This is a genomic window from Mesorhizobium helmanticense, from assembly GCF_003034915.1.
Classification (GTDB): domain Bacteria; phylum Pseudomonadota; class Alphaproteobacteria; order Rhizobiales; family Rhizobiaceae; genus Mesorhizobium; species Mesorhizobium helmanticense.
On record NZ_PZJX01000024.1, the window covers coordinates 136,472 to 154,227 of the forward strand.

General features: G+C 63.3%; 16 protein-coding genes. 3 read left to right on the top strand and 13 right to left on the bottom strand.

Annotated elements, in window-relative coordinates:
• Positions 1-280: 280 nt before the first annotated feature.
• From C9427_RS10410 to C9427_RS10420, 3 genes are all read left to right on the top strand, one after another.
• Entirely contained in the window at positions 281-1,819 is a 1,539-nt protein-coding gene (locus C9427_RS10410; protein ID WP_107649081.1) for a DegQ family serine endoprotease, read from the top strand.
• A 164-nt stretch (positions 1,820-1,983) separates the two neighbouring features.
• Positions 1,984-2,595 (top strand): molybdopterin-dependent oxidoreductase, encoded by a 612-nt coding sequence (locus tag C9427_RS10415; RefSeq protein ID WP_107649082.1) that lies wholly within the window; start codon positions 1,984-1,986, stop codon positions 2,593-2,595.
• Positions 2,592-3,338, top strand: a complete 747-nt coding sequence (locus C9427_RS10420) for an FAD-binding oxidoreductase (RefSeq protein WP_107649083.1) — start codon at positions 2,592-2,594, stop codon at positions 3,336-3,338. The genes C9427_RS10415 and C9427_RS10420 overlap by 4 nt, the downstream gene beginning before the upstream one ends.
• 31 nt (positions 3,339-3,369) lie before the next feature.
• Here C9427_RS10420 and dhaL (C9427_RS10425) read toward each other — a convergent pair whose 3' ends face one another.
• The 13 genes from dhaL (C9427_RS10425) to C9427_RS10485 form a co-directional block, all read right to left on the bottom strand.
• Complete coding sequence (gene dhaL, locus C9427_RS10425) at positions 3,370-4,032, bottom strand: dihydroxyacetone kinase subunit DhaL (RefSeq protein WP_107649084.1); 663 nt, start codon at positions 4,030-4,032, stop codon at positions 3,370-3,372.
• Between the two features lie 62 nt (positions 4,033-4,094).
• Complete coding sequence (locus tag C9427_RS10430) at positions 4,095-6,185, bottom strand: bifunctional sugar-binding transcriptional regulator/dihydroxyacetone kinase subunit DhaK (protein WP_107649085.1); 2,091 nt, start codon at positions 6,183-6,185, stop codon at positions 4,095-4,097.
• Between the two features lie 223 nt (positions 6,186-6,408).
• Positions 6,409-7,071 carry a dihydroxyacetone kinase subunit DhaL gene (dhaL, locus tag C9427_RS10435; RefSeq protein WP_107649086.1) on the bottom strand — a complete coding sequence of 221 codons (663 nt, stop codon included), beginning with the start codon at positions 7,069-7,071 and terminating at the stop codon, positions 6,409-6,411.
• Between the two features lie 11 nt (positions 7,072-7,082).
• On the bottom strand, positions 7,083-8,075 hold the full coding sequence (locus C9427_RS10440; protein WP_107649087.1) for a dihydroxyacetone kinase subunit DhaK: 993 nt from the start codon (positions 8,073-8,075) through the stop codon (positions 7,083-7,085).
• Positions 8,076-8,097: 22 nt separating this feature from the next.
• On the bottom strand, positions 8,098-8,868 hold the full coding sequence (locus C9427_RS10445; protein WP_107649088.1) for an SDR family oxidoreductase: 771 nt from the start codon (positions 8,866-8,868) through the stop codon (positions 8,098-8,100).
• Between the two features lie 57 nt (positions 8,869-8,925).
• Positions 8,926-9,912, bottom strand: coding sequence for a substrate-binding domain-containing protein (locus C9427_RS10450; protein WP_107649089.1), 987 nt, complete (start codon positions 9,910-9,912; stop codon positions 8,926-8,928).
• Positions 9,913-10,033: 121 nt separating this feature from the next.
• Positions 10,034-11,056 (bottom strand): ABC transporter permease, encoded by a 1,023-nt coding sequence (locus C9427_RS10455; RefSeq protein ID WP_107649249.1) that lies wholly within the window; start codon positions 11,054-11,056, stop codon positions 10,034-10,036.
• 40 nt (positions 11,057-11,096) lie between these two features.
• Positions 11,097-12,575 carry a sugar ABC transporter ATP-binding protein gene (locus C9427_RS10460; protein WP_107649090.1) on the bottom strand — a complete coding sequence of 493 codons (1,479 nt, stop codon included), beginning with the start codon at positions 12,573-12,575 and terminating at the stop codon, positions 11,097-11,099.
• 328 nt (positions 12,576-12,903) lie between these two features.
• Positions 12,904-14,394, bottom strand: a complete 1,491-nt coding sequence (locus C9427_RS10465) for a nucleotidyltransferase family protein (RefSeq protein ID WP_167434305.1) — start codon at positions 14,392-14,394, stop codon at positions 12,904-12,906.
• Complete coding sequence (locus C9427_RS10470) at positions 14,394-15,068, bottom strand: glycosyltransferase family A protein (RefSeq protein ID WP_107649092.1); 675 nt, start codon at positions 15,066-15,068, stop codon at positions 14,394-14,396. The genes C9427_RS10465 and C9427_RS10470 overlap by 1 nt, the downstream gene beginning before the upstream one ends.
• Before the next feature lie 16 nt (positions 15,069-15,084).
• Positions 15,085-15,837 carry a glycosyltransferase family 2 protein gene (locus C9427_RS10475; RefSeq protein WP_107649093.1) on the bottom strand — a complete coding sequence of 251 codons (753 nt, stop codon included), beginning with the start codon at positions 15,835-15,837 and terminating at the stop codon, positions 15,085-15,087.
• Positions 15,838-15,919: 82 nt separating this feature from the next.
• The gene (locus C9427_RS10480; protein WP_107649094.1) at positions 15,920-16,672 is read right to left on the bottom strand and encodes a glycosyltransferase family 2 protein; all 753 of its coding nucleotides are present in this window, start codon (positions 16,670-16,672) and stop codon (positions 15,920-15,922) included.
• A complete protein-coding gene (locus C9427_RS10485; protein WP_107649095.1) occupies positions 16,669-17,718 on the bottom strand; it encodes a serine kinase in 1,050 nt (349 codons plus the stop codon). Before C9427_RS10485 ends, C9427_RS10480 begins: the two co-directional genes overlap by 4 nt.
• Between the last annotated feature and the right edge of the window lie 38 nt (positions 17,719-17,756).

The window sequence follows — 17,756 nt, forward strand, 5'->3', positions numbered from 1 at the left end:
GACGGGCTGCGCCGACCCGTCGGGCCCGCATTGGTCGGTTCTTGTTTCCACACGGTACGAAGTGTCAGACTTTCACCCATTGGCGCTTTCCGGATATTAAATCTTCGTAAGGTCGCCCTGAAACCCTAATTCGGGCCGATCCGAGCCCTAGATGGTGGGCTGTCGATACGGTCCGCTGCCATGCCTGGCGAGACGGGCAACCGCGACCGTCGACACGCCGATGGCGATTCCTGGAGAACCGGTCGCGGCGCCAGATCCACTCTCGCCCGGACAAACGACCATGTCAGACATTCTTCGCAGACATCGCGTCGCGGCCTTGCTGGGCGCTGCGCTGATCATATCCCCCTTCGTCATTTCTTTCGCCCAGAGTGCGAACAACATGGGCGCGAGCAACGCCGTTGCGACGACCCAGACACCTGTCGCCGGGATAACAGCCCCTAACGGCTCGTTCGCTCCGATCGTGGCCGCTGACAAGCCGGCGGTGGTAACCGTTACCACGGTCATGAAGGCGCAGCCGGAGACGATGAGTGACGGCTCGCCTTTCAACGGCGGCTCGCCCTTCGACGACTATTTCCGCCAATTCTTCGGCGATCAGGGGATACCTGTCCCCAGGACGCCGCCACAGCAGGCGCAGCGCGCCGAGGCGCTCGGCTCCGGCTTCATCGTCGACGCCGACGGCACCATCGTCACCAACAATCACGTGATCGATGGCGCCACTTCGATCAAGGTGACGCTCGACGACGGCACCGAACTTCCCGCCCAACTGGTTGGTCGCGACGCCAAGAACGACCTCGCCGTCCTCAAGATCAAGGCCGGCAAGTCCCTGCCGACCGTCAAATGGGGCGATTCCGACAGACTGATGCCGGGCGACCAGGTGCTGGCTTTCGGCAATCCGTTCGGCATTGGCACCACGGTCACGTCAGGCATCGTCTCGGCGCGCGGCCGCGACCTCAACAGCGGCCCGTTCGACGATTTTATCCAGATCGATGCGCCGATCAACCACGGCAATTCCGGCGGTCCGCTGGTCGATGTCGCCGGCAATGTCGTCGGCATCAACACCGCGATCTATTCGCCGAATGGCGGCAGCGTCGGCGTCGGCTTCGCCATCCCGTCCGACCAGGCTGAAAAGGTCGTCGCCAAGCTGATGAAGGGCGGCTCCATTGAGTACGGCTATCTCGGCGTCCAGATCCAGCCGGTGACGCCGGATGTGGCGAGCGCTGTCGGCCTCGACCATCCCGGCGGTGCGCTGGTTTCCGAGGTCAATGACGGATCACCTGCCGCCAGGGCGGGAATCGAGACCGGCGACGTCGTTACCAGCTTCGCCGGTCACGACATAAAGGATCCCAAGGATCTGTCGCGTGCCGTCGCCGACGTTTCGCCCGGCGCCAAGGAAGAACTGAACGTCTGGCGCAAGGGCAAGAGCGTCGAGATTTCCGTCGATGTCGGGCGCAATAGCGATGATGTGAAGACTGCCTCGGCCGATGACCATGGCGGCAAGTCGCCTGAGCAGGCCTTGCGCGTGAGTTCGCTCGGCCTGGGCCTGACCGACGTCACACCTGATGTTCGCGAGGAGTTGAACCTGGCAACCAACCAGCACGGCGCATTGGTCGAGCGCGTCAATCCGGACAAGGCAGCCTCGGCCGCGGGCATCCAGCCGGGCGACGTGATCGTCGGCATAGACCAGACCCCGGTGCGCAGCGCCAGGCAGGCAAACCAGGCGATCGCGCAGGCCGGCAGATCAGGCAAGAAATCCGTACTGCTGCTTGTCGATCGCGGCGACGCTCAAATCTTCGTCGCGGTGCCATTCGCCGCCGGTTGAGGGCTCCTGAGTTCGACAATAGTGGTGGCGAGCCCGTGCGATCGGCGCGGGCTCGCCCCAAGCCCGTCAAGATTTCTGTTGCTCGTGGGAATATCTTCTAGAAGACTGCCGTCGGCTGACAAGCGGCCCGACACAACGGCCCGATTCAAGAACGGATACTCCCGATGGTCACTCGTGGCTTCTTTTCCGGGCGAAAGCCTCCGACGGATACAGATGCGCGTATCCCGCCTGGCCAATACCTGGAGCAAGGCTTTCCTGTCCTGTCGGCGGGGCCGACGCCACGTGTGCGCACCGACGATTGGTCGTTCACGCTGAAGCACGGGCCGCGGCCGATCAAGAAATGGAGCTGGGCCGAATTCAACGCCTTGCCCATGAGCAAGATGACCCGCGACATCCATTGTGTCACTGCCTGGACCAAGTTCGACACGGCCTGGCAGGGCGTGCTGGTCGACGACATCCTGGCCGATGCCGGCATCGAACCGCCAACCGCCTTCACGCTGGCGCTGTCCTACGACGGCTATACAACCAATGTGCCGACAAAGGATCTCACCGCCGGCAAGGCGATGGTGGCGCTGCTCTACGAAGGCAAGCCGATCACGGCGGACCATGGCGGCCCGGCGCGGCTGCTGGTTCCGCATCTCTATTTCTGGAAATCGGCCAAATGGGTGAACGGGTTGCAGTTCACCGAGCGCGACGAGCCCGGCTTCTGGGAATTGCGCGGCTACCACATCTATGGCGACCCGTGGCGCGAGCAGCGCTATACGGGCGACCCATGAGCGAGGCAGCGGCGACACAGTCGCCCTGGCAGACCGTCACCATCACCCGCATCGAAAAGCGCACGCCACGCGTCACCAGCTTTTTCCTGCAGCCGTCGCGGCCCTTCACCTATCGCGCCGGGCAGCATGTCGACGTCAGGCTGACGGCGCCGGATGGTTATCAGGCGCGCCGCTCCTACTCCATCGCCTCGGCGCCGGATGCGGGCGAGACGATCGAACTGGCGATCGAAAGGCTCGACGACGGTGAAGTCTCGCCGTTCTTCCACGAGGTGGCGGCCGTCGGCGACGAGGTCGAGTTGCGCGGACCGCTCGGGGGGCACTTCGTCTGGTCCGACAGCGACGGCGGGCCGCTCCTCCTGGTCGGTGGCGGGTCGGGCGTGGTGCCGCTGATGGCGATGATCCGCCATCGCGCCGCGCGCAAATCATTGGTGCCCGTGGCACTGGTATTTTCCGTGCGGATCTGGGACGAGGTCATCTTTCGCGACGAACTGATCGGCCTCAACGACCGCCAGGACGGATTCGATCTGGTGCTGACGCTGACGCGCGAGCCGGCCCGGCGTCCGCAGGATTATGCACGGCGGGTCGACGTCCACATGATGGTGCAAACGATGATGCGGCTGCCCGAGCCGCCGGGGCTGGCCTTCGTCTGCGGTTCGAATGCCTTCGTGTCGAGCGCCGCCCAGGCGCTGATAGATGCCGGCGTCCCGGCAGGCCTCATCCGCACCGAACGCTACGGTGTTTGAGCAGGCGATCAGAGCGGTAACCGTACTTTCCTCACTGTGGGCTTGCGCGCTCGCCCTCCTCAAACGTGTCCTTCATTGCCCGCAGGATGATGACGGCCGAGGCCGCGCCCGGATCCATATGGCCGAGCGATCGTTCTCCCAGCCTGGCCGCCCTGCCGCGCGCGGCGACCATCGACCGTGTCGAATTCGCCCCGGCTTCGGCGGCCTCCAATATGGCGTTCCACATTTCCGGACCTCCGGCAGCGCGGGCACGCGCATTGACCGCCGCTTCCGTCGCGGGGACCCAGGCATCGAGCATCGTCTTGTCGCCGCGCTGGCCCTTGCCGCGCTCCTTGATGCCGATCGTCATCGCCTCGACGATCGCCGCCTGGTCGGCGGGCGACAGGCATTCCTCCTTTTTGAGGGCTTGCGCCGCCCTGCGGAACGCAGTCGCATAGAGTGGCCCAGTGGACGCGCCGACGGCATCGAGAAAGGCTGACGCGGCAACCGCGAAAACCTCCGACGGCAGCGTGTCGTCCAGGTTGAGCTTGGCCAGTTCGGCATTCACCGCCATGAAGCCGAGCGACATGGTGATGCCATGGTCGGCGTCGCCGATGGCGCCGTCCAGGTCCGAAAGGTGGTCCTTTCCCGCCTCGATCGCAATGGATATGCGATAGAACATCCTGCTCAGGCGTCGCGCCGCATTGTCCGACATGATGTTCCTCCCAGTTCCAGCAGGATGCAGCCCCGTCTTTACGGGACGCCCGTCTTTTGTCCTCAGCCGATCCGCAGGACGGCCGTATCGCAAGGATGATGCAACAGTTCCGTCAGCTCGGTGTCGAGATGCAAGACCGATATGGATGCCCCGACCATGTCGAGCGAGGTGCAGTAATGCCCCACCCAGTTCGCCTCTATCTTGATGTCCTTGGCGCTCAGCCGCTGCTCGACACGCCTGAACAGAATGTACAGTTCCATCAGTGGTGTCGCACCAAATGAATTGACCAGCACCGCAACGCGATCTCCCGGCGCCGCCTTCATCTCAGAGAAGATACGATCCATCACCCGGTCGGTGATCTCGTCGGCGGTCATCATCTTGTCGCGGATGACACCGCGTTCGCCGTGGATGCCCATGCCGATCTCGATGTCGTCGGGACCGATTTCGAAATTCTGGCGGCGGGTCTGCGGCATCGAGCAAGGCTCCAGCGCGACGCCCATGGTGAATGTTCGTGCATTGGCCTTGCGGGTCGCCGCCTCGCAGGCGTCGAGCGACAATCCGCGGTCGCAGGCCGCGCCAGCGACCTTGAACATGAAGAAGTTACCGGCAACGCCGCGCCGGCCTTCCCTGTCCTCGAGCGGGGACGAGGCGATATCGTCCGTCGTCACCACCGTTCGAACCTCGATATCGTGTTCCGCCGCCATCTCGGCCGCCATGTCGAAATTCATCACGTCGCCGGCATAATTGCCGTAGACGAAGAGCACGCCTTGCCCGCCCGAAGCGGCATTGGCGCACTGAAAGATCGTGCCGGGAGGCGGTGACGAAAAGATGTTGCCGACGGCAACGGCGTCGGCCAGGCCTTTTCCGACATAGCCGAGAAAGCACGGCTCGTGCCCGGTGCCGCCGCCGATCACAAGCCCGACCTTTCCCGGCCTCGGTCCGGTGCGCGCGACGAGCGCGCGATGCGATCCCTTGATCGGTCTGATATAGGCGGCATGGGCCTTGACCACGCCGTCGAGCATCTCCTCGACAACGTCGTTGGGGTCATTGAGGAACTTCTTGATATGGGTGCGGAAGTTGCTGGGCAGGGCCGCGCGGTGGTCGACCTTCGGGCGTTGCGAGAGCTTCTGGTCAAGCTCCGTCACGCCGTCGGCATTGAGGATGCCGCGGCCGGTTGCGGCGTCGGTGATGAGCACATTGACATAGCCACCGCGCAGCGCGGCAAGGATTGCCGGCACCTTGTCGAAACCGCCGGCGACGGCGATGCGCAGGCCGATGGCCCTGAGCATCTCGAGCGAGATGCCGATGGTCCGGTCGTCGAGCGGGCCGGCCACCGGCTTGCCCTGCCCATCGATGAAGCGGCCGGCGACGACGCCCACCGCATTCCTGGCCAGATATTGCTGCAGCGAAACCGATTCAAAGAAGCCGCTGGTATGGATCGTCGAATTCGGCCGCAGCGACGAGATGCCGAACAGCGCCTTGTTGGCTTTGGCAAGCGCATCGAACTGGCTTTCGATCAGCGGCTCGCGCAGCAGCATGTCGCGAACCTCGGCCGTGGAAACGACCGCCGGCGCCGTGATGTTGACCAGCCTTGCACTGATCGCGCCGGCCATGGCCGATGCGCAGAGTTCCGGCGTATAGGCAAAGTTGGCGGCGGTTCCGCCGGTGGCCTGCACGACGGTGACGTCCTGAAGGCCGGGCACCGAAGCCTGCTCCGCGATCGCCAGCACCGTTCGCCCCCAGGCGACGGCGAGCGTGTCGCCGGATTTCAGCAGCTTGGCAAGTGCCTGCGCCGCCGCTCGGCCAAGGCGATCGATCAGCGGCCGCGTGTTGTCGTCGCTGGGCACGACCAGACAGTCATGCAGGCCGAAATGCCGTTTGAGTTCCTGCGCGATCGACAGCGAGCTCAGCCGTGACGGCTCGAGCGAGATGTTGACGATGCCGCGGGCGCGGGCATCGGCCAGATAGCTGTTCACCGTCGCCCGCGAAATGCCCATGATCTCGGCGATGTCGCCTTGCGTCATGTGGTCTTCGTAGTAGAGCCAGCAGGCCCAGACATACGGGTCGTCGCCGTAGCGCAGCGGAATGGGTTCGGTGCCGGCCTCGGCCCGCGCTATTCCATTCTTCCGCGCCGATAATGTCTTGACCGTCATGCTGCCCGGTTTCCCCGAATCCAAGATCGATCGCCAAGATGAGCGCAAATGGAAGAACTCTCAATCTTGGTTGGATTCCATCCTATTGTTTGAGCATGATCTTTTCCGAAAACCGGGTTCCACTTTTTGCTTCGCTGACCTTCGGTTCGGGATCATGCTCCAACGCGCTCCCGGCTGGAAGGTCAGCCGGGAGCCTTTGCTCGGGAGGAGCATATCTCACAATTCAGCGACCGGCGGTCGCCGACATCAGCAGTTTCTGCTTGGCGCCGAGCGCCAGGGCTTTCAGGATCAGCGCACAGGATGTGGCGCCAGCGTCGAGGACGCCGACCGAGCGTTCGCCGAGACGGCTGGCCCGGCCGATCTTCGCCACGAGATCCCTGGTGCTGTCGCGGCCTTCCTCAGCCGCAACGACAAGCGCGTCCAGGGCTTCCGGGAACGGCTTGCCGTCGGCATTGGCTGCGTCGAAGGCCTCGATGGCCGGAACGAGCGTGTCGAGCAGCGTCTTGTCGCCGACCTTGGCCGCGCCGATCGACTGGATGCCGTCGAGACCGTTGCTGAGCATGGCGCTGAATGTCCGGGCGTCGATGGCAGCGGATTTCTCGATCGTTTCGGCGAATTGCGTGAACATGACGCCATAGAGCGGACCCATCGAGCCGCCGATCTCGGTCATCAGCACGGTGCCCAGCGTGTCGAAGGCCGTGGCCAGCGACATGTCGTTGCCCCGGATCCTGTCCGCCGCCATGCCAAAACCCTTGGCCATGTTGACGCCGTGATCGCCGTCTCCGATCTTGCCGTCGATCTCGCTCAGATACGCCCGGTTTTCGATGATCCGGTCCGCGATCGAAAGGACGATGTCGCCAGCGGAAGCGTTTTCAAACTGCTGCATTCGCCTGTTTCCTAAAGCCTTGCCGGACAATCGACAGCCACGTCCAGCAGCCGTTTCAGCTCGGCGTCGAGCGCCATGACCGTGAGCGTGGCGCCGACCATTTCCAGCGAGGTGAAATAGTTGCCGATATAGGTCTTGTGGATGGTCAAGCCGCGTCCGGCGATCTCCTGTTCGAACGTGTCATTGAGGATGTAGAGCTCGTTGACCGGCGTGGCGCCGAGGCCGGACACCAGCACCGCAACTTCGGTTCCGGCCGTCAGATCGTGGTCATCGAGAACGATCTTGACCATGTCCCGCGCGATTTCGGCGGCGGGCTTCAACGGCTCGACCCGCACGCCAGGTTCGCCGTGATGACCGATGCCGACCTCCATCGTGCCCGGCTCGATCAGGAAATTGGGATGCCCGACCGCCGGCAGCGTGCAGGGGCCAAGGCCGACGCCGATCGAACGGCAATTGTCGATAGCCCGTTGCGCCACCGCCTGCACGGCCTCGAGGCCGGCGCCTTCCGCGGCCAGGGCGCCGGCGCATTTCCACATGAAAATCTCGCCGGCGACGCCCCGGCGCTTTTCGCGTTCGTCCGGTCCCGCCGAGCACACATCGTCATTGGCCACGACGGTTGCGATCTCGATTCCTTCCTTGGCCGCGAGCTTGATGGCCATTTTCACGTTCATGTTGTCGCCGGCATAATTGCCATAGAGGCAGACGACGCCTTTGCCGCCATTGGCCTCCCGGGCGGCGTCAAGGAAGCTCTTTGCCGTCGGCGACGAGAAGAGCTCGCCAACCGCGACCGCGTCCAGCATGTTGCGGCCGGTGTAGCCGATGAAGGCCGGTTCGTGGCCGGAGCCGCCGCCGGTGATCACGCCGACCTTGCCGTCGACCGGCGCATGGCGGGCGGCGATGACGCGGGGATTGCTGGCGAGCCTGATGATGTCGGCATGCGCCTTGACGAAACCCTTGACCGTATCCTCGACGACCTCGTCGGGATTGTTGATGAACCGCTGCATTGTTGCTCCAATCCTGCGCCTGTCAGACAATGGTGTAGCCGCCATCGACCAGCAGATCGGCGCCGTTGATCATGTCGGCGCCATTCGATGCCAGGAACACCGCCGCGGCGGCGATCTCCTGCGGGAAGGCAAAGCGGCCGGTCGGAATGCGCTGCTTCAGCGCCTCGCCGCGCGGGTTGTCCCAGGCCTTCCGGCCGAGGTCGGTCAGCACCACGGTTGGCGAAATCGTGTTGACCGTGATGGCGTGCTTGCCCCATTCCGCGGCAAGCGTCTTGGACAGGCCGATGACGCCGAATTTCGAGGCGCAATAGGCGACGTGCTGGTCGATCGCGACCGTGCCTGCCTGCGAGGCCATGTTGATGATCTTGCCGCCCTTGCCGGCTTTGATCATGGCGCGTCCGGCGGCCTGGGAGACCAGAAACGTTCCCTTGAGATTGATGTCTATGGTCTTGTCCCAGGCGTCGATGCTGAGCTCCTCGGCGGGAGCGAGAACGGCGACGCCGGCGCTGTTGACGACGATGTCGACATGGCCGAAGGCTGCTTGCGCCGCCGCGAAGACGGCTTCCACGGATCGCGGATCTGACACATCGCAGACGAAGGATCTCGCGCCGTTGCCGAGTTCGTCGGCCTTCGCCTTGGCAACCGATTCATTGATATCGATCACCCCGACAGTGGCGCCCTTCGTGGCGAATGCCGAGGCAATGGCGCTGCCAATGCCGGAGGCGCCGCCGGTGACCAGGGCGACTTTGCCGCCCAGCGAAAAATTGAGATCAACCTGGATTGAATCGGTCATGGCTCTCTTCTCTCTTGGAACGTGGGGTGTGCCAGAAAAGCCCACCCCACGGCCGGATTACTTTCGCGTCGCCAGAAGCTGGTCGACGTTTTCCGCCGTCACCGGCGTCCACGGCACATTGTAGATCTTCTCCTTGCCGTCTTTCCACGGCATGTCCTTGTAGGTTGCCCAGATGTCGGACTGCGGCTTGTAGTCTCCCTTCTTGGCAGCGAAGATGGCAAGGTCGAGCGCACCTTGAGCCTGCGCGCGAGCGTCCTGCAGGATCGACGTCATCTCACCCGCCTTGACCGCGTGAAGAGCATCGGTGATGCCGTCGATGCCGGCAATGGTGAAGCTCTTCAGGTCGAGGCCGGCGGCCTTGATCGCCTCGATGGCGCCGAGGGCCATTTCGTCGTTCTGGCCGATCACGCCATTGATCTGGTTCGGGTGGGAGGTCAGCCAGTTTTCCATCAGCGTCTGGGCTTCGGCGCGCGACCAGTTTGCGGTCTGGTCCTCGAGGATCTTGACATCCGGGCACTCGGCAAGCGCCTTCTTGTTGCCTTCGAGACGGGAGATTTGCGCCGACTGGCCGATCGGTCCTTCGAGGATGACCACATTGCCCTTGCAGCCGATCTTGTCGAGCACGGTCTTGGCTTCCATGTAGCCGGAGATCGTGTCGTCGGATCCGACATAGGAGGTCAGCAGATCGGAATTGACGCGGGTGTTCGAGCCGATGACCGGAATGCCGGCATCGGCGGCCGTCTGCACCGCCGCGGCGCCGGCGTCGACGTCGATCGGAGCGAAGATGATGGCGTTGTATTTCTGCGTCGCCATCGTCTTGAACTGGTCCTGCTGGACCAAGGCGTCATAACGGCCGTCGAACACCGTGAGTTCGACTTCACCGCTCTTGACCGCCGGGTGCTCCTGGAGCGCCGCCGCCCAGATCTGCATGAACTCGGCGTTCAACCCGTAAGGCGCCGCGCCGATCTTGATCTTCTCCTGCGCCATGGCCGACGAGGCCAGCAGAGCGGTCGCGGATGCGAGCGCAATCATCAATCTTTTCATTTCGTTACCTCCACTTTGAGCGAGCGACCGACATGGTTCGCCATTGACGGACGCGCGTGCTGCGGGTCCGGTACCGGAAGGGGCTTGTTGTCCAGGCATCGGACCAAACTGGCCCAATGTCCTAGGCCCCGTAGTTTCTTTTTTGATCAAGCATCACGGCACCAACGATCAGGGCGCCCTTGAGGACTTGCTGGTAGTAGGATTGGATACCCATCAGATCGAGGCCGTTGTTCATGACGCCGATGATCAGTGCGCCGATCAGCGTGCCGGTCACCCGCCCGACGCCTCCGGAAAGGCTGGTTCCGCCGATCACCACCGCCGCGATCGCGTCCAGCTCGTAGGCAATGCCGGCCTGGGGCAGGGCGGAACCGGTGCGAGCGCTGAGCAGCATCCCGGCGAGACCGGCAAGACCGCCGGAGATGACATAGACGACGAACTGCGTGCGGGTGATGTTGATGCCCGAGGTCCTGGCCGCATGCGGGTTGCCGCCGACGGCATAGATATAGCGGCCAAAACGGGTGCGGTTGAGGATCCACCAGGAGATGGCGAACACGACTGCGAGAATGACGACCGGCGCGGGTATGCCAAGGATGTTGCCTGTGCCGATCCAGCGGAAGGCCGGCGTCAGTGCGGGGACGGGACGGCCACCGCCATAGATGAGGGTCATTCCGCGTGCCGCCGACAGCATGCCCAGCGTCGCCACGAAGGCCGGCACCGAAAACCGCGACACGATCACGCCGGAAATGGCGCCGCAGGCGATGCCGACCAGCAGGCCGATGCCGAGGCCCAGGGCGACCGGATAGGGCGCTCCGGAAATCCCGGCGGTCGCCGAACTGGTCACGAAGCTCGCGCTGACAATGCCTGCAAGCGCCACGACGGAGCCGACCGAGAGATCGATGCCGCGCGTCAGGATGACGAAAGTCATGCCGATGGCGAGAACGCCATTGATCGAGGTCTGCAGCAGCACGTTCGAGATGTTGCCGGCGGTCAGGAAGAACTCATTGGAGACCGACAGAACCGCCACCAGGATTACGAAGGCGAGGAAGATGCCGTATTCCTGGATCAACAGCCGGCGCTGCTCCGAACCGAGCCAGCTATTTGCATTCTTGCCACCCTCGGTACTCTTGTTGTCGCCAGCCGACATCATCGATTCCTCTGCCATTGAGCGAACACCCTGTCCCTGTTCAGGTTGAGAGATGGACGAGCGATTGGGCATTCGTTTCCTCCCGGCTGAAGGTCCCGGCACTTCTGCCGGCCCGCATCACCATGATCCGGTCCGACATGCCGAGAACCTCGTCGATCTCCGACGAGATCATCACGACCGTGCCGCCGGAGGAGGCGAAGTCGCTGATGATCCGGTAGATTTCGCGCTTGGCGCCGACATCGACGCCGCGGGTCGGCTCGTCCAGGAGCAGCACCTTCGGATTGCGAAGGAACCATTTGCCGAGCACCACCTTCTGCTGGTTGCCGCCTGAAAGGCCGGAAACCGGCATGGTGTCGCGGGCCGCCTTGATCTGGAACTTTTCCCGCATGCCGCGGCTTGCGTCCGCCTCCCGCGCCCGGTCCATGGTGAAGGCGGGGCTCATTTCAGGCAGGCTCGCCATGCAGATATTCGCGCGCACGGAATCGGCGAGATTGAGACCGGTCAGCTTGCGGTCCTCGGTGACCAGCGCCAGCCCATGCGCCATGGCATCCGCCGGCTTTGCAATGCTGACCTCGGTTCCGTCGACCTTGATGCTTCCCGCCGACGGCCTGTCGAGCCCGAACAGGCAGTTGAAGATCTCCGTACGACCGGCTCCCATCAGGCCGTAAATGCCGAAAATCTCGCCCTTGCGCACAGAAAACGAGATGTCTTCGATCTTGTTCGGGCAGGAAAGCGCGGCAACCTCAATACCGGGTTGCGATGTCGGCGTGTTGGTCTTGGCGAATTCTTCCGACAGCTCGCGGCCGACGATCATGTGGATCAGGCCGGGTCGATCGATGTCCGCGAGCGCTCCGCTGCCGACATAGGCGCCATCGCGAAAAACCGTGTAGGAATCGGCGATCTGGAAGATCTCCGACAGACGGTGGGAAACATAGACGATACCGCGCCCTTGCGCCTGTAGGCGGCGGATCGCGGCGAACAGATGCTGTGCCTCCCGCTCGCCGATCGCCGAGGTCGGCTCATCCATGAAGATGACCTCGGCGTCGTGGCTGAGCGCCTTGGCGATCTCGACGAGCTGCATCTGCGCGACCGAGAGGTTCATCATGTACTGCGTGGCCCGGATATCGAATTCGAGATCGTCCAGCAGTCCTTGGGCGGACCGGTTCATCGCGCGGAAATCGATGCCGCCAAACCGCGCCTTGGGCTCGCGGCCGAGATAGATGTTCTCCGCAACCGTCATGTGGGGAACGGGGCTGAGTTCCTGCTCGATGATGGCGATGCCCGAGGCCAGTGCGTCGGCTGGGCTGGCGAATTCCACTTCCTTGCCGCGGCGGCGGATCGAGCCGGCATCGCGGCCGAAGATGCCCATCAGTATTTTGAGAAAGGTCGATTTGCCGGCGCCATTGCCGCCGCAGAGCGCATGAACCGTACCGGCGCGAAGCTGAAAGCGGCCGTCGCGCAAGGCGGCGACGCCACCAAAGGACTTTTTCAGCCCTTCAACCTCGAGCAAAAGCTCCACCTTCTCTCCTCCCGAAACCGATCGACGCTGGCAGCCTCCGCCCAGGACATCGAATATGACAATAGTCAATTTATGGTCGACAAATGTCAAGTCGTGCTGGGAGTTTTAGCGCACGGCCCATTGAGGTGAGGGTTGCTTCTCGATAAAACCCATGGAAAAACAAATAGATATGGCCATCATGATCGTGCCGGGACAGGATCAGGCCTTGCTCGGATCGGCCTGCTGAAGTCAGGACCAAAGGTCTGGATCAGCATTTCGCGTGGCTGCATGCGCAGCGGCGGGTCACCCCGCGCCACTTGCCTGTACTTCGATTCCTCGTGCGGTGGCTTCAGTCGAGTGGCGAAAAATGCGCCGACAGCAGCTGGAATGGGAGCGCCCCATAGGTGGCGACAGTCGCCTCATCGTCCCATTGACGGAACTGGCGGGACGGCCGGGCCTCTAGCACCAATGCCTGGCTTGCACCGTCCAGCGTCACCTTGCCGCGAAAGTGCAGCACCCTTTCGCCACCGGAGCGGCTGATCGCCACGGACCGCAAGCGGGCGACATGCCGGCCGGCGGCATTGATCTCCATTTCGATGCGTCGCCGGACCGGCGGAACGGAGATCCTGACGGTCACCTCAAGCATCAGCTCGCCAGTCATTTCCAAATAGGGGGTCGTTTGTGGATAGGGGATCGTCTGTGAAAGCACGAATGGCGCGGGCGCCATCTTCGTCTTGGGCATAGCCGATCTGCCGCGCCAGACGATATCAGGCGCCGATTGCCGCAGCCGGCCCTTCTTGCGTTTCAAGCGCAGCTGCTTGGCAAAGCCGCGCGACAGCCAGACGAGGCCGCCGAAATCCGTGCGCGGCTTGGCTTGCAGCACCGAGGACCAGCGCGACAGGCCGGCGCGATCCGCAATCGCCACAATCCTCGCCAGTGGCGCCTCGGGCACGGCAATGCCGATCTCCAGCGCGAGATAGGAGAGCGCCACCGCCGCAGCCACGGCAAGGCCGCGTCTGGCTGCGATATCGAGGAACACATCCCAGTCGACATCGCCGCCATCGATGGCCACAGCGCAATCGACCAGCCAGTCGCTGTGGGTGTGGGCGTCGAGGCCGCCATGCGCGATGGCGAGCGCGATGCGATCGGCCGGCGAGGGAACAGACACGCTGACGCCGCTGAATTCGGCCGCTATCGCGCGGTGCCAGATCGCCGAATCGTCATCTGCGCTGGATTGTGATCCATCATAGCCGAACTGGTGCAGGTCGATGTCGCCGAAGCTGCCCTTGAAGAAGTTCATCGAGCGCACGGACAACAGTCTGGCCCGCAAATATTGTGGGCTGACGCCGGTGGCGATCTGCCATTCGCGGTCGCGCAGCACGTCAAAGGCTGTGACCATGTCCTGCGGGCGCACCAATATGTCGATGTCATGCGCCACCCGGCCGCGCTGCGCCGACGCATCGACGGCAATGCGGCTGGCGCCCTTGATCAGCATGACCGCCGATCCGGCCTCCACCATCGCCTTCAGTGCCGGCTCGGCCTCGCGCATCGCCATCCGCGATTTGGTCCACAGCATCTTTTGCAGGCCGACAAGGCGCGGGTAGGCGGCATGGACGGCAAGCTTCCTGCCGAACCTGTCGGAAATTGCAGCGAGCAGCCGGTGCTCGCGAAAGGAGACGAGGTCGATGTCGTTTTCGTCAAGCCAGCGCATGGCGCATTGGCAGGCCGCTTCCTCATCGAGAAGAAGCGCAGCCTTGAGCAATTGGTCGAGCTTGCCGGTCGGCCACGACCAGCCATAGTCCGGAAACCGGCGGCCGATACGCCGCATTGTCCTGGCCATCAACTACGTTCCGCCCTGTTTCGCGCCCGCTGCATGGCGAGCCGGGCGACCTCGAGATAGCCGCGGTCGCGCGTGGCATCGCGCCCATAGGACAGGCTGCCGGGCCGGATGCGACGCAATGTCAGCGCCTCGTTCAGCATGTCGAGAACCAGGCCCGCCTCCCGCGCCCGGGCGATCCAGTCGATCATTTCGCCGCGGCCACCGGGCGGATCGACGATCGGCCCGACGACATCGAAGACCTCACGGCGGATCATCATTGTCGAACGCGACCAGCCGGGCACGGTGACGGCCTCTGGAGCATCGGGCCGGTCGTGGCGGAAGTTGCGCCAATGGGTAAAAACGCCCGACGTCTTCGGAAAAAGTCTGAAATGCGCAAGCTGTTCTTCGATCTTGGTCGGCAACCACAAATCGTCGGCATCGAGGGTCGCGATAAATGGCGTCGACAGCGCGGCAACGCCTCTGGTCGTGGCGCTGCCCGGCCCCGCGTTTTCCTGGCGCAGCAACCGCACCTTCAGGTCCAGCGCATTGATCACAGCCGCCATGTCATCGGTCGAGCCGTCGTCGACGACGACGATATCGGCGGGCTCGATCGACTGAGCCATGACGGATCTCAACGTCTCGGCAATGGTGGTGGCCGCATTGAAGGCTGGAATAACGACGCCGTAGCCGGACATTAGAGGAAACGCCCCATCACAAGAAACGCCAATGCGCGAGGTCTTTGAAATCGAATATACCGTCGACGGCGTGCAGGGAAGGATTGGCCTTGCGCCGTTTTATCGATTTGTGGATGGCGCGCATGAATTCGCGAAACGGCACATTCTTTTCCTTGGTCATGTTGCCGGGGTGGCGCCGGTAGTAGAGGGCAACAGTCTCGGGCATGAGGAATCTCGGGCCGCTCTCGAAGACGCGCAGCAGGTAGTCGGTGTCCTCGGCCTGGTTGAAGTCCTCGTCGAAGCCGCCGATCCGCTCGACAAGATGTCGGGCAAAAATGCCGGCGGATAGATGAATCCCGCGAACGGTTATGGAATGGCTGTCGGCGGCCGGTTCCAGCGTCTCGTCGTCTATCCTGTCTATTAGCGTCATCCGCGAATAGGTCAGATCAAGGTCGGGGTTGGCCGCAAAACAGGCAAGATCGGCCCTGAAGCGGCCGGCGGGTGAGATGTCGTCCGAATCGAGAAACGAGACGAGCCGCGTTTGCGGCAGCAATTGCTGCAGCCCGGCGTTGCGCGCCCTGGTGACACCCATATTGGCTTGCTGGAACAGGCGAATGCAGGACGTTTCGCCCATCATAGCGCGCACCGCGTCGGCCGTGCTGTCAGTCGAGCCGTCGTCGACTACGATGATGTCGAGATCGGCGTCATCGCATTGCCTGAGCAGCGAACGCAGCGCCGCGCCGACATAGCGTTCGCGGTTGTAGACAGGCATGATCACGCTCAGTTTCATGCTTCACCCTGCAATTGCGCCAGAGCAGCGCGACCTGCTCCGGCTAGGTCACCGGGGAACAACGATCCTCTCCTTCGATATGTCACATGAATTGCCAATCGGCCGGGCTCCTAAGTTCGAAAATACCCTCGACCTGATGGAGCGAAGGATCGGCCTTGCGCCGTCGCATCGATTTGTGGATCGCGCGCAGGTATTCGCGGACCGGGACACCTTGCTCTCTGGTCGCATTGCCTGGATGACGCCGGTAATAGATCGCCACGGTATCGGGCAGCATGTAGCGGGGACCGCTTTCGAAGATGCGCAACAAATAGTCGGTGTCTTCGGATTGCCTGAACTCCTCGTCGAAGACGCCGGTTCGCTCGATGAGCTTCCGGCTGAATATCCCGGCACTCAGCGAAAGCCCGCGAAGCACCATCGAGCGGCAGCCGGCGGCAGGTTCCAGCGCCTCATCGTCTATGCCGTCGACCAGCATCATCAGCGAATAGGTCAGGTCAAGGCTGGGATCGGCTGCGAAGCAGGCAAGATCGGCCTTGAAGCGCCCGGCAGGCGAGATGTCGTCGGAATCGAGAAACGATACCAACTCCGTCTGCGGCAGCAATTGCCTCAGCCCGCTGTTTCGCGCCTTGCTGACACCCATATTCGCCTGCCGGAACAGGCGAATGCAGGACGTTTCGTCCATCATGGCGCGCACCGCATCGGCCGTGCCGTCGGTCGAGCCGTCATCGATGACGATGATATCGAGATCGGCCGCGTCGCGTTGCCTGAGCAGAGAGCGCAGCGCCGAAACGATGTAGCGCTCGCGGTTGTAGGCGGGCATGATCACGCTCAGCTTCATGGCGTGCTCCGCGCGAGAAACGCCGAAATGGTCCCGGCGATCTCTTCCGGTCGCGTCCCCAGCGACAGGCGGTAGCATGGCAGCAGGCGCGTGAGGTCGCTGAAGAAGCGAAAGCCGCTTTCCCGCTCGCCTGGCATCTGGGCGATTCCGGACGGTGCCAATGCAATCATGGCGTCCTTGCGCGACACGGGCATGATCGAGCTTGCTTCACCTCCGCCGATATGTGGCACCAGCAGCGCGACGATGTCCAGACTTGCGGGCACTGGCCGCGCCGCGATGTCATCGACGCGGAACTGATGCTTGCCTTGCCAGTTCAGCGGACCATAGGACGTCAATCTGTGCTTCAGCCCCAGCCGCTGGAAGCCTTTGGGATCCTGCTTCAGCGTCGCGAACAGCGGATGGGCTCTCACGCCATTGGCCGCATCGATCAGCACATAATCGTCGCCGACGCTGTCCAGTCCGTTGAGCAGACCGGCAACGACCGTTCCCGATTTCCCGGCTCCGCCCGAGCCGGCCAGCAGAATGCCTTTGCCATCGAGACCCAGCGTGCCGGCATGGGCCAGCCGCATGCCGCGCGCCGCATACTCCCAATGCAGGAAGGCGCGCAGTGGCGCGCCGGGCTCCCACGGCGGAAAAGCCTCGGGCGATGCCATCAATTGCACGCCGACGCGGCGCTCCGGATCGTAGAACTGCCAGAAGTCCAGGTCGTGGTAGTGGTTGCCGCGCAGTCCGGCCTCGGCCAGGCTGGTGGCGAAGGCGTGGTGCGTGAAATAGCCCTGGCCCCAGCTCGCCGGGACGGGAACGCCCTCGATGTCGGGGTCGGCAACGAAAATGCGGCAGTCGCTTGTTGCGGTTCGGTCGTCCCGAGCCTGGACAAAAGCCTGATCGATTGCCGCCGCCAGCGGACCAGGGCTGAGATGCGCCGTCAGTTCCAGCCGCGGCAAGTCGGCCCTCGCGGTGACGGCATAGCCCGAAGCTGCGCCTTCCGCCGCGGCCAGCACATAGCGGGCATAGTCCGGCAGGGATTGGAGGGTGACGCGCTGCATGGCTGACATGTTCCAGTATCGCCCGATGTGGCGAAGGC